At 60.9% G+C, this 12065-nt stretch carries 9 protein-coding genes; 2 read left to right on the top strand and 7 right to left on the bottom strand.

Features of this window, described 5'->3' with window-relative positions; all coding sequences use genetic code 11:
- Positions 1 to 5: 5 nt before the first annotated feature.
- Positions 6 to 416: a hypothetical protein gene (locus tag JAO77_RS11195; protein WP_198990476.1), complete on the bottom strand. Its 411-nt coding sequence runs from the start codon at positions 414 to 416 to the stop codon at positions 6 to 8.
- Between the two features lie 174 nt (positions 417 to 590).
- On the opposite strand from JAO77_RS11195, the gene JAO77_RS11190 reads away from it, so the two are divergent.
- Positions 591 to 1634 carry a hypothetical protein gene (locus tag JAO77_RS11190; RefSeq protein ID WP_198990475.1) on the top strand — a complete coding sequence of 348 codons (1044 nt, stop codon included), beginning with the start codon at positions 591 to 593 and terminating at the stop codon, positions 1632 to 1634.
- Between the two features lie 96 nt (positions 1635 to 1730).
- Here the strand turns inward: JAO77_RS11190 and JAO77_RS11185 are convergent, their stop codons facing one another.
- Both JAO77_RS11185 and JAO77_RS24375 read right to left on the bottom strand, forming a co-directional pair.
- On the bottom strand, positions 1731 to 3299 hold the full coding sequence (locus JAO77_RS11185) for an OmpP1/FadL family transporter (protein WP_198990474.1): 1569 nt from the start codon (positions 3297 to 3299) through the stop codon (positions 1731 to 1733).
- Between the two features lie 87 nt (positions 3300 to 3386).
- Positions 3387 to 4814 (bottom strand): hypothetical protein, encoded by a 1428-nt coding sequence (locus JAO77_RS24375; protein WP_198990473.1) that lies wholly within the window; start codon positions 4812 to 4814, stop codon positions 3387 to 3389.
- 261 nt (positions 4815 to 5075) lie between these two features.
- Between JAO77_RS24375 and proS the strand changes: the two genes are divergently transcribed.
- Entirely contained in the window at positions 5076 to 6551 is a 1476-nt protein-coding gene (gene proS, locus JAO77_RS11175) for a proline--tRNA ligase (protein WP_198990472.1), read from the top strand.
- A gap of 74 nt (positions 6552 to 6625) precedes the next feature.
- Here proS and JAO77_RS11170 read toward each other — a convergent pair whose 3' ends face one another.
- The 4 genes from JAO77_RS11170 to JAO77_RS11155 all read right to left on the bottom strand — a co-directional run bounded on the left by JAO77_RS11170 (position 6626) and on the right by JAO77_RS11155 (position 12051).
- Positions 6626 to 7597: a hypothetical protein gene (locus tag JAO77_RS11170; protein WP_198990471.1), complete on the bottom strand. Its 972-nt coding sequence runs from the start codon at positions 7595 to 7597 to the stop codon at positions 6626 to 6628.
- Between the two features lie 70 nt (positions 7598 to 7667).
- Positions 7668 to 8384, bottom strand: a complete 717-nt coding sequence (locus JAO77_RS11165) for a porin family protein (RefSeq protein ID WP_198990470.1) — start codon at positions 8382 to 8384, stop codon at positions 7668 to 7670.
- Positions 8385 to 9430: 1046 nt separating this feature from the next.
- Positions 9431 to 10009, bottom strand: coding sequence for an RNA polymerase sigma factor (locus JAO77_RS11160; RefSeq protein ID WP_198990469.1), 579 nt, complete (start codon positions 10007 to 10009; stop codon positions 9431 to 9433).
- Between the two features lie 245 nt (positions 10010 to 10254).
- Positions 10255 to 12051 carry a hypothetical protein gene (locus tag JAO77_RS11155; protein WP_198990468.1) on the bottom strand — a complete coding sequence of 599 codons (1797 nt, stop codon included), beginning with the start codon at positions 12049 to 12051 and terminating at the stop codon, positions 10255 to 10257.
- Positions 12052 to 12065 lie beyond the last annotated feature (14 nt).

The following is a 12065-nucleotide window of genomic DNA, read 5'->3' as shown; positions in this document are numbered from 1 at the left end:
GTGCGCTAGCCCACGCGCAGCAGCCAGGCGGTAGCCTGTGCCGCATCGTCGAAGGAGCGGTAGCGCAGGGGCAGGCCGCCCACGTTGGTAGTAATATAGGCCGTGGCCAAGCGTGCGTAGGTATCGGTAGACACTACAATAGCTCCGAAGCGGTAGCCACCCTCGTGCACGGCGAGCGGCAGCCACTCCTGTATCCAGGCTTGCTCGGCGGGCGAGAACGACTGCATCAACGTTTGGTTGGCCAGTACTTTGGCCCAGCCGCGCTGCTGCAAAGCCTGGGCCATGCTAGTGAGCAGGCCCTGGGTATCGGCCAGGGTGCGGGCAGCCCCCGACCAGTCCATGCGCAAAAACCCGGCGGGGTCGGCCGCGAGCTGGCCAGCAGGATTCTTAAATAAAACGGGTAGGGCAGCTGTCATCGAAGCCCAAAGGTAACCTAGGGGCGTGAGAGCTACCTGAAGATGGCGAGGTAGCCGCCGCCACAACTTCACCCGCGAGCAATACCTAGGCGGCAGAAATAAGTAGGCCCCGCCGCACGTTGGGTTAGGGAGAGCTGCCGGCGCATCCGAGCCCGGCTGCCGACCTTTGTAAATATGATGCGCCTCTTGCTGCTATTTTCTGGCCTGGCCTTGCTGGCGGCCTGCACCGATTCTACCGGTGATAAAGCCCAGCGCCTCGATTTTGTGGGCAGCACCCGCTTCACGGCGAGCAACCGGACGACCACGGTGCCCGGCGACACGCTGGCCAGCCGCATCTACGCAGAGGCGAATACCGACGACCCCAGCCAGCTCCTGACTCGCCTGCGCATCACGGTTCGGTACACGCCGCGCCGCGCCCCCTTTCTGTACCCTACGCCGGCCAGCTCCATCAGCCGCGACCTGATTAACAACAACCCCGACGGAGGCTTTATCTACCTCGATACACTGCTAAATAAGAGCGCGGCTACCTCTAAAAGCTTTCTGTTTACCTCCGTATTTGGGGTGCGCACCACCACGGGCGCCGAGCGCTGGGAGTACGAGCTGCTGTCGGCCGATACGGTGGTGCAGGCCAGCCGCGCCTTTCGGATAAGCATGCGCCGCCTCGATTCGCTCAACACTTACCATGACTACACGCTGAAGCTGGTAGCGCCGGCCAACCGGCCCGGTGCCCGGCGCTTTTTGCAATTGAACGCTGGCTTGGCCCTGCCCGCCTACTCAGTGCTGAACACGTCTCCCAGCCGCCCCGCCAGCCAAACTGCCCTGCAAAAGCTGACTGACCTGATTGTGCTGCCCGACGGCCTGACGCTAGTGACGCCCGACGCGCAGGCATCTAGTTCGTTTAGGCTCAATGATAAACGATGGGAGCCAGCGTACCGCCGCGCCACGCGCATTTATCCTGCCGTCCGAGCCGATAGCGCTTTTGTGGGTTTGCTCACCGATGCAGCCATCAGAAATGTTTTTAATAGGGCCGCTACGAGTGGTGCTTCTACGGGCCAGCAAATTGGCCCAGTGCGGGCGGGCCAGATATACGCATTTCGCACCGACGAAGCCACGCCGCAATATGGCGTAATGCTGGTCGTGAGTGTGCCTGTTTCTACGTCTACCACTACCACCACTGGCCTGCAGCTGCAAGTGCGCATGGCTAAACAACCGCGATAAATAAGGCCGCTGAGTAGATAACCAAAAACGGAAGGCCCGCCAAGCAGCTTGCTCGGCGGGCCTTCCGTTTTTACTTAAGAAAATGACAGCCTAGGACTAGAATGTGAAGCCGGCCGTGAGGGTAGTAGTGAAGCGGTCATTTTTGACCTGCACCACGGGCTCGCTGTAGTTGTTGAGGGTGTAGGGCGAGTAGTAGGTGTTATAGCGGGTATACACGCCGGCTACGTCCAGAAAGAAATTGCTGGTGCGCAGCCCAAGGCCCGCCGTGTAGTGATTCTGAGCCAGGCCGGTGGCACTCTGGTTGAGCACCGTGGTGGCCGTGTAGGGCGAGCCGTAGTGGGCAAAGCCCGCGCGCACCCGGAAGATGTCGAGCCGCGCCTCACCACCAAAGCGCAGGTTCACAGCCTTGGCGTAGTTCTGCTGAATGTAGGCGTTCGTGTCCGAGAAGTCGGCATTGTCACCTAGGGCATTGTTGGGGTTGCTGTCGAGGCGCGCCTGCTGGTAACCCACGTACTCTACGTCGCCGGTCAGGAAGCCATACTTACCGATGGTAACGGCCACGCCCCCATTAGCCCGGAAGGGCGTGGTGATGGTATAGGCGTACTGATTGGTGCCAGTGTCGAACGAATAGTTCTCAGATGGGTTGCTAGGAGAAGTGAAACTGGTGCTGAGCGACTGGGTATACGTATCGGTCATGCGCATCCAGGTGGGCGTTTGCACCGAAGCCCCGATGCGTACGGCATCCACAACGCGATAAATCAGCCCTAGGCGCGCATTGAAGCCGGTACCGCTGGTTTGCACATCGTCGTAGAGGGCGAGGTTAACAAAAGGCGTACTCTGGTCACTTTCCGCCTCCGTCAGGGTGCGTCGCGAGTGAAAATTCGACGTTACAATGCCCAGTCCTAGGCCAATGTAGAGCTTGTCGCGATACGAGCCACCGTAGGCCAGGTCAAATTGCGACATCGAGCCTGAGGTTTGGATGCGTTCGCCCTGCGTGATGGGCCCCACGCGCCGCTGCGTCAAGAGAGTATCTTGGCCGCGTCGGCCAGTGTCTACTTCCGTGAGGAGAGCGGCGTAGCCCAGGCCATCTAGGTTCGTGTAGACTTTATTTGTATACTGGTCTTCGATGCTGCCATTGTTACGGCCTGTGATAGGAACGCGGGGGTCGCGCAGGCGCTGTAGCAGCGACGTATTATCGTTGACAGTCCCCGAATAATTGGAGCCCGCATTGAAGTCAGCGATACGCGTAAAGCCGATGGCAAAGGCCCCACCTTTCCAGGCGCTATCGTCGTTGCCATATCCTAGGCGGCTGCGGCGCGACGAAAACACAGCGCCCCCGCTGAAGTTGAAGTTATTGGCATTTTGATTGAGCGGCCCGGTAGCTGTGGTGCTGTTGAGCAGCGTGCCTTCGCCTTGCCCCACGCTAAAGCCAGGGGTAATCTGAATCTCAGATTTTTGGTACAAGCCCAACCCCGCGGGGTTCGAGCTCACGGAGCCGTAATCGGCACCTAGGGCCACGTTGGCCCCGCCGATACCTAGGGTGCGCGCCGAGCCCCCAAACTGCAGCCGCGAGTAGCGTAGCGCGTCGGTGGCATCTTGGGCATAGCTGTAGCTGGCCTGCCCGAGTGCTAGGGGCAGACTAAGCCAAAGAATCCGTTTTTTCATAGGAAAAAGGAGAGAAAAAAAGGAGCCGGCCGTGGGGGCCGGCTCCCTGCGAAACACGTTTCAGCAACAAGAAAAGCCAGGTGCGGCTTAGCGGCCGCGGCGGCCACCGCCACCCCCGCCAAAGCCACCAGCAGCACCGCCGCCTCCACCCCCGCCGCCAAACGACGGAGCCGGTGCAGGAGCAGGCTGGAAGCTACGCTGCTCCATGCGCTGCTGCTGGAAGCCACGGTCGGGCTGCGAGTAAGCACGCTGCTGTTGCTGTGGCTGCGAGAAGCCACGTTGCTGCGGCTGCGAAAAGCCGTTTTGAGCACCGTTATTGCCGCCTCCATTGGGTTGGGCACCAAATACATCGCGGAAGAAACCGCCGCGGCGCGGCTGCGGCGCGCCGGGATTAGTGGCGGCAGCATCGGAGCGCGGCTGGTTGTAGCCGCCGTTGGCGCCAGCATCCATCGAGCGCCAGCCACCGCGGCCGTTAGGGCTAGGCGAGTTGGGGTTCACGGTGGGCTGGTCGAAGCGACGACCACCCGTAGTGGGCTGGGCTCCCGTCACGGCCGTAGGGTCGTTGCCGGTGAGCTGGCCCGGAGCCGGAGCGGTAGCATTGCCGAAGCCCGAAGCGGCGCCACCTACCACGCGGCGGCCCCCAATCACGCCCGAAGGAGCGTTGGTACCGTTGCCACCGGGGGCAACTACGCCACCACCCGCGCCAACGGCGTTGGTAGCGCGGCCTTCGCGCCGGCCCACCCGAATGGCGTTGCGGTCATAGCCATTGGGGTAGCCACCGTTCACGATGGCATTTTTGTACACATAGCGGCGGGCTCCGCCATAGCCGCCCTCGTAGTAGTTGCCGCCGTAGTAGCCACCGCCCCCGTAGGGGTACCGGCCATAGGCGTAGTAGGGCGAGTAGCCATAGCCAAACGGCGAGCCAAAGCCATAGGGATTGCCAAATCCACCGAAGCCGTAGCCAAAGCCCAGGCTGAAGGCCGAGCCATAGCCGTAGGGCGAGAAGAAGGGGTCATAAAACCCAGCGTAGCCGGGGTAACCTAGGCCGTAGCCGAAGGGGCTGTAGCCGCCAAAGCCACCTAGGCCATAGCCAAAGCTCAAGCCAGTGCCGTAGCCGAAGGGCGAGCCATAAAATGACGGCGACACCGACCAGGTCGGCGTGTAGTTGTAAGTGCTTACGCCAGGCCCGGTATAAGGCTGGCCAAAGCCGCTAGGCGATGCCGAGGTATAGCTATCGTCGTAGTAATCAGTACTCGCGTCCGTACCCTGCGTGCCGCCTTGGTAATCGGGGTTTGCATCCTCAGTGGTTTGGGTAGTCTGGGTTTGCGCGCGGGCCGTCTCGTAGCCGTAACCATCGGTTTGAGGGCGGGCAGCGTAGGGCGTTACGGTCGTGCGGTCGGCCGAGGAGTAATACACCCCGTCGTCCTCCGTGGAGGAGATAGCCCCTGTGGTGGCGCAGCCACCAAGTGCGAGCGCTGCCAGGGCCGGCAGCGTAGCGGTGAGTATTTTTTTCATGGCTGAAAAAAGGCGAAATCAGCTTGCAGCTGAGTGGGATAGTAAAAAAATGTCGCGCGTATGGAGGCTACGTGAAGCCTTGCTAACGAAGCCCGGCCGAACAAGATACAGTACCAACGAAGATTCCGCCCCAGCGCACGTTACTATAACGTAATTTCGCCCCAAAACGGTGCCTTTATTTCGAAGTTACTGACACAAAACCTGTACCAGTTTCGACCTGGCAGTTGCCTAGGTCGACCAGCTGGTCGCTAGATGCCCGATATGAGCAAGAAGTTGCCTACCCGCCAGGAAGATTATTCGGCCTGGTACAACGAACTGGTGAAGCGCGCCGGCCTGGCCGAAAACTCCGCTGTGCGCGGCTGTATGGTTATCAAGCCCTACGGCTACGCCATCTGGGAAAAGATGCAGCGCACCCTGGACGACATGTTCAAGCGCACCGGCCACGAGAATGCCTACTTCCCGCTGTTCGTGCCTAAGAGCCTGTTTGAGGCCGAGGAAAAAAACGCCGAAGGCTTTGCCAAAGAGTGCGCCGTAGTGACCCACTACCGCCTCCAAAACGACCCTGACAAGCCAGGTAAACTGCGCGTTGACCCCAACGCCAAGCTCGAAGAAGAGCTCATCGTGCGCCCCACCTCGGAAGCAATTATCTGGAGCACCTATAAAAACTGGATTCAGAGCTACCGCGACCTGCCATTGCTCATCAACCAGTGGGCCAACGTAGTGCGCTGGGAAATGCGCACGCGCTTGTTTTTGCGCACCGCCGAGTTTTTGTGGCAGGAAGGGCACACTGCCCACGCCACTGCCACCGAGGCCGTAGCCGAAACCCGCCAGATGCTCGACGTCTACGCCGAGTTTGCCGAAGAGCACATTGCCCTGCCCGTAGTGAAGGGCGTGAAGACGCCCAATGAGCGCTTTGCCGGCGCCGAGGACACCTACTGCATCGAGGCGCTGATGCAGGACGGCAAGGCCCTGCAAGCGGGCACCAGCCACTTCCTAGGTCAGAATTTTGCCAAGGCCTTCGACGTGCAGTTTGCCAACAAAGAAGGTGGCCTTGAGTACGTGTGGGGCACCAGCTGGGGCGTGAGCACCCGCCTGATGGGCGCGCTCATCATGGCCCACTCCGACGACGAAGGCCTGGTGCTGCCGCCCAAACTGGCGCCGATTCAAGTTGTCATTATCCCGATTTACAAAACTGGTGAGCTTGACGCGCTCATCGAGCGCATTCGGCCCATTCAGCAGGGCCTGGCGCAGCGCGGTATTTCGGTGAAGCTGGATGCCCGCGACACCGAGCGCCCCGGCTTCAAGTTTGCCGAGTGGGAGATGAAGGGCGTGCCCGTGCGCCTAGCCATCGGCGCCCGCGACCTCGACGCTGGCACCGTAGAAGCTGCCCGCCGCGACACCAAGCAAAAGCTGCAACTGCCGCTAGCCGACGTAGTAGACAGCGTAGATAAGCTGCTGAACGATATTCAGCTGAATATCTACAACAAAGCCAAAAACTACCGCGATGCCCACACCACCCGCGTCGACACCTACGACGAGTTTAAGGCGGTGCTCGACGGCGAAGGCGGCTTCGTTGTAGCCCACTACGATGGCACCTCCGAAACCGAGGAGCTCATCAAAGAGCAAACCAAAGCTACCGTGCGCTGCCTCCCCCTCAACGAGCCCGACGAGGACGGCGTCTGCATCGTGACCGGCAAGCCGAGCACCCGCCGCGCCTGGTTTGCGCGGGCGTACTAGTCCTTAAGTTATACGATAGCAAAAAAGCACCTAGGGTTGTCCTAGGTGCTTTTTCGTTTTCATAGCTTCGATTCTTATAATTGCTTGATGAGCCGCACGGCATCTGCCTCACTCACGGCGGTTAGGGTGGGCGTTATGACCAAGCCATTCTGGGTGGTAAGTGGTTGCGAGCCAAAATAGAGTTGGCCATTGACAGATTGTAGCACTGCGACTACCATGTTAGCTCCGGTCGGCAACTGGGCTACCCAGTTGGTTTTGGCTGTGTTGCTGGGGTATAAACGAGCTAAGCCATTGAGGCCAGTCACCCGTATAAAAACCTGAGTTGAACCAGTGCTAGCTGCTGGGATAGCAGGTACCTGCACCGTAATAGTTCTTACGGGAGCCGATTGATAGAGCGACCACAGGCGGTCAATATTCCACCAGCTAACTGAATCAAGCGAAATAGGCATGCTGTAAACAGGTGCCACGCCATTAGGGAAGGTATTAGTGCGCACGGTGTCAAGTGTGCCGGGCCGCGACCACGCCGCCGAGTCGGGTGTAGGATTAGCTAGTTGCTGCCAGACGAGTTGCTGGCCGCTAGCTGCACCAACCGGAGCTATCGAATTGACTACTATGCGTGAGGAGCCTGCCGCGAGTCGTAGCCGGGTTCCATTCTGCCATACTTGGATACTGAACTCACCTCCTGATATTAGCAGCTGGCGGGTACCAATAACTTGCGTGGGCATATTGCTCAATAGCATGTCGGGTACCGAATAGATTTCGCGCACGCGCACCTGCGCCGAACCGCTGGCCGCTGTACCGTTGGGTAGGATGAAGCGGCTGCCGGGGAAGGTAATGGTAGCGCCAGCGTTAGTTGTAAGGGTTTGATTCCCGGAATTAGGTCCTAGCGTCAGGGTAAAGGTTTGTACGGGAACGCCATTGCGCTTTATAAATTCTTGAAGTGATAGATTAGAAGTAGCGGGTGTGCAGTCAACCAAGTCGTCTTTGCGGCAGCCGGCCGCCAGCAGCAGTCCGGCCAAGCCGAGCAAGAGAAACAAACGATTCATAACAGCCAGGAAAAAAGGTGGAAGAGGATAATAGCGCTAGGTAGAAGCAGCCGGCCGGCCTGCTTTGGACTTAGCGCAAATCCCAGGAAAAACCGGTGAGTAGCCCCAGGCTAAAAGGCTGACGGCGCGTGAAGCCAGTGGCGTCGCTGCGCACGAAAGGGGTAATGATGTAGCGCGCGGTAGGCTGCACCACCCACTGCCAACGCGAGGCCGGCCCCCCGAGCCGGTAGCGCAGGTCGAGCCCTAGGCTCAATGCTAGTGACAAGGAGCGATAAGGTCCAGTCTTGGCTGAATCGGCCGGATATAGCCGCTGCTGGCAGCCACAGTCGCTACCCTCGGTGCTGCGGCCGCCTAGGTACCAACTGGGCTCTAAGCCCAGCAACAGGCCCCAGGCCAGCCGCTGGCGAGGCACACCCAGCGCGTAGCTCATCTGCACGGGTAGCGTAAGCATCCGGTACACATCGCGCTGATGTACCGACCTAGGGCTGCGACCGCTAGTGTCAACGATACCAAGGGCTAGTCGGGTAGCGTACTCGTGGTAGCCTAGGCCCGCAGCCAGCGCCCAGCGGCTCGACAGCACCCGCCGTAGTTGCACCTGCGCGCCCAAGCCCAGCGCCGGCCGCTCGAGGCGAGCAAAATCGGGGTGCCGCGCAGCCAGCGTGGGCGCTGGGCCTAGGGTACGGTAGCTCAGGGTGGGCCCGGCCAGCACCATCACCGACCAGCGCCGCGCCCTAGGTAAGGTCGGCTGTACAGAGTCGGGCCGGGCGATAAGTACTGGCTGAGTCAAGGTCAGTGGCAATTCTAGAGCTACCGTGTGTAGTGCCAGGGAATCGACTTGGCTGGCCCGGCCCACTGAGGTACGCGGCCCAGCAGTTAGCTCAGTACTACCTAGACGCGACTGCAACCGGGTGCCAGCACTAGCCTGCTGAATACCTGAATATGTTTTGGCTCGGCGACTAACTCGGTTAAGAGCAGTTTCGGACGGTACCGAACGGTGCTGCTTGGAGGGGCTTTGCGAAGCGAGAGAACCTTCGGCCCGAGTACGGTGCCTTTTGCTGCGAGCCGTGACCGACCGGCTGGCTTCTACAGAGGAAACTACATTAAGACTTACTACTCCTGCTTTTGCTGACCTCTTAACCTGCGACTCTGGCGCGGCCGAAAGCCAAGTCGAAGCAATGGAAGTTTTGCGTCTGCGTGTGCTAGCGCGTGCTAATGAAGGCTGTTTCAACATCCGCTCGCTATGGGCACGGTCGCCAGTTATATCTGCTGTGAGAGAAAGTCCGCTCGCATCTGCGGAAGCTGTTTTGCCGATGCGCGAAGGGCGCCCGACTGGTGAGTGAGCTGAAGTATTGGGAGAGGTGGTTGGCTGGGCGAGGCTGTTGGTCGCAGCAAGTGTTATCGCCGTGTCAGTGGTAGCAGAAAAAGGCGAGGCAGTTACTGGTGAAGAAGTAGAAGAGCTAGCAGTTTCTACAGACCTCAATTTAATAGGAACTGTTTTTGGACCTGCGTTCCTAGGTAGGTCGGGAGCGATAAAATCATGCTTCAGCATCTTACCCGCCGGCTGCCGCTCAGCGGTGGTTGCCTGACCTCGCCGGCCCATATGCCCGCGCAAAATGACAGTGGTGGTAACGGCCACTACCCCCAGCAGTAAGAGTAGTAACGGCAAGAACCGCGTGCGTTGCCACCACGGGCGTGGCGGCGGTAGCTGCTCCTTGATGGCGGCCCAGGCGCCGGGAGGAGGGGCTTGGCCGTAGTCGCCCAGGCGCTGCCGTAGCGCAGCCAGCAGCGGGTCGCTGGCGTCGTCATCGGGGCTGGGCGGGGTCGGGCCTGCGTTCATGCTTGATAAAGATTTTTGTAGTTAGCTAAGCGCAGACGATGGGCTAAGAGCTGGCGCGCACGGGCAAGCTGCGACTTGCTGGTGCCCTCAGAAATGCCGAGCAACTGCGCGATTTCGGGGTGGGAGTAGCCTTCGATAGCGTATAGATTGAGTACTGTGCGGTAGCCAGTAGGTAGGGCTGCTAGGTGGCGCAGCAGGTCATCGGCCGCCAGAGTGTCCAGTGCGGAGGGTTCCAGACTGGGCAGGTCGGCCGCGTAGTCGTCGAGCTCGTCGGCGCCGGTGCTGGTGGGGTGGCGCAGGCGGTGCTGCGCCACGGCGTGCAGTGCGGTGTGCACCGCCACCCGCCGCGCCCACGCTTCAAAAGGACCATCGCCCCGATATTGGTCGAGGCGCGTAAATAGTTTAACGAAGGTGTTTTGCAAGGCGTCTTCGGCCTCGGCTCGGCTCGAACAGTAGCGTAGGCAAACGCCCATGAGACTGTAGGAAAGCTGGTTGTATAGCTGAAACTGCGCGGCCTCCTCACCCCGGCGGCAAGCCGCAAGCAAGGCATTGGAGATAGCAGTAGCAGCTGGCATAAGCAGAAGGAGAAGCAAACGCCTGACCTGGCAGCAGCGGCATTCGGGGGCTTGACCGGCGGGCTGCGCTAACGGTTGCGTGGGCTAAGGAAAAATTCTGAACTAGTCTGCTAACCGCGACTAAGGCGCGCTCTAGGCGGTAGCAGGGAATAAGACCTTTTAAGAAATCTCACAACAAAAGAGGCGCCGGGCTTTGCCAGGCGCCTCTTTTTGAAATTAATAGCGTAATGATGATTTCTACAGCGTTATAGTTTCTCTTCCAGCCACAAAAAGCCAGCAGCCAGCAAGACTAGCCCAAAGAACCAGCTAGTGGGCCACGGCTCCTGTACGGTACCGGGCGCGTGGCTGCTAGCCTTGAAAGCTCCTAGGTGCTGCGCTAGTGCTTGCTGGCGCTCGGCCAGCTCGGGCCCGCGCCAGGCGGTCGAATCATACACGAAGAAATTGTAAGCTGTGCGGCCAGGTCCTTGTACTTGGTGCCAGCCCGCCGCGCCCGGCCAAAATTGCGCCGTGCTCCATTCGGGCAGGCGAGTATCTTGCCCGAGGGCTAGCTGCACGCCCGCCCCGCCCGCCAACGGGCGCACGGTCGGCAGCGCAGTGGGGGCGGGCAGCGCCCCACTCAGGCGCAAGGCCAGCGGATAGTGTGGTCGGGGCCAGCGGCTACCTAGCTGCCAGGTGGCGGCCAAGCCGGGCGGCGGCGTGGCCGCCCCAAGCAGCTGGCTCCAAAAGGCGCCGTAGGCAGTTTCCTGGCCTTGCAGCGCCCACCGAAACGTATTGGGTACCACTGATACTACCACCGTACCTAGACCATAGCGCCGGCTGGCAGCTACCAATGCAGCGTTGGGTCCATTCACCAGCGGCTTCAGCGCGGCCGTGGGCCGCAGGTGGGCCGGCAAAGTGGTGCGTAGGCCAGCCGGGCCGCCGGGCCAGGCTACCAGCTGCGGGTTGGCGCTGGGGCCGGTAGTGGGCTGGGGTACGATGCTGAAATCGGCGCGGGCGGGTGCGGCAGTAGGCAGCGGCGCCACGTCAGCTAGCACTACCAAGCCTAGTCGGCCGGCCTGGGTGGCTGCGCGTAGGGCTTGGCTTTCTGAGGGAGGCAAGGCCGCTAGCGTGGCGGCATCGGCTACTACCACGGCGTAGCGATTGAGTAGGCTAGGCGTGAGATGGTCGAGCGACTGAGCGGGCTGATTGAGAAACTCGGTTTGCACTAAACCTTTGCTCACGGTGCTGCGCAAGCCCACAGCCCGGCCCTGCGCCGCGAGGCTGTTTTTTAGAAACTTAAACTCGAATGAAGGCACGGCAGCCAGGAGCAGCACGGGCGGCTGGTTGGTGGTTGTCACTTCAATCGGTACGGGCTCGATGGCCACCACGCGGCCAGCTTGACGCAGCATCAGCTCGGGCAATTGCCGGCCGGCGACCTTGGGCAAGTAGTGTAGCCGGAAGGTGCCGCTCTTGGTTAGCCGCACCGAGTCGCGCCCGGCGCCGGCGGCGCGCAGACTCACCCAAGCAGGAGCCCTAGGTGAAACTACGGTGCCTTCTACCACTAATGTCTGACCTAGGCGCAATTGTGGGCTCCAGTGCGCCTGCTGAAAGCCTTCAACGGCCGGTGCCCCGTGCGCTTGCAGGGGCGCGTTGCCTAGGACGCCTAGGTCGGCGGCGGGCAGGCCGTAACCCAGCACGTGCAGCTGGCGCAGGGCCGGGCGCTGCTCGGCTAGGCTGAGCAGGCTACCTAGGGCCCGGGCGCCGGTGGGTGCGGGCACGCCGTAGCTCCACACGGGCGTGCCCGCCCCAAGCTGCCCCTTCAGTTGGCGCAGGCTGTCAGGCTGGTACCCTTCGGTAAGCAAGATGGCGGCCGACTGTGTGGTCGGCACCGCCCGCGTGGGCGGGTAGGCGCTGAACCAGAGCCCTAGCGGCACCAGCGCACTGGCCAACACGCGCAGCAGGCGCCGCCGCGGGGCGGGTCGGCGCCAGGCAGCCACTACCAGCCACACGCCGAGTAAGATGCAGCCAACTAGCAGCAGGTAGAAAACAAGCGGAGAAGACAATACGCGATAAGTAA

Source organism: Hymenobacter sp. BT559 (genome assembly GCF_016427535.1).
GTDB lineage: Bacteria > Bacteroidota > Bacteroidia > Cytophagales > Hymenobacteraceae > Hymenobacter.
This window is presented reverse-complemented; position numbering and strand designations above follow the sequence as displayed.

What these genes read in the sequence shown, in the direction of transcription:
- JAO77_RS11195 (WP_198990476.1), bottom strand. Translation starts at nt 416, where the DNA reads ATGACAGCTGCCCTACCCGTTTTATTTAAGAATCCTGCTGGCCAGCTC.
- JAO77_RS11190 (WP_198990475.1), top strand. Translation starts at nt 591, where the DNA reads ATGATGCGCCTCTTGCTGCTATTTTCTGGCCTGGCCTTGCTGGCGGCC.
- JAO77_RS11185 (WP_198990474.1), bottom strand. Translation starts at nt 3,299, where the DNA reads ATGAAAAAACGGATTCTTTGGCTTAGTCTGCCCCTAGCACTCGGGCAG.
- JAO77_RS24375 (WP_198990473.1), bottom strand. Translation starts at nt 4,814, where the DNA reads ATGAAAAAAATACTCACCGCTACGCTGCCGGCCCTGGCAGCGCTCGCA.
- proS (WP_198990472.1), top strand. Translation starts at nt 5,076, where the DNA reads ATGAGCAAGAAGTTGCCTACCCGCCAGGAAGATTATTCGGCCTGGTAC.
- JAO77_RS11170 (WP_198990471.1), bottom strand. Translation starts at nt 7,597, where the DNA reads ATGAATCGTTTGTTTCTCTTGCTCGGCTTGGCCGGACTGCTGCTGGCG.
- JAO77_RS11160 (WP_198990469.1), bottom strand. Translation starts at nt 10,009, where the DNA reads ATGCCAGCTGCTACTGCTATCTCCAATGCCTTGCTTGCGGCTTGCCGC.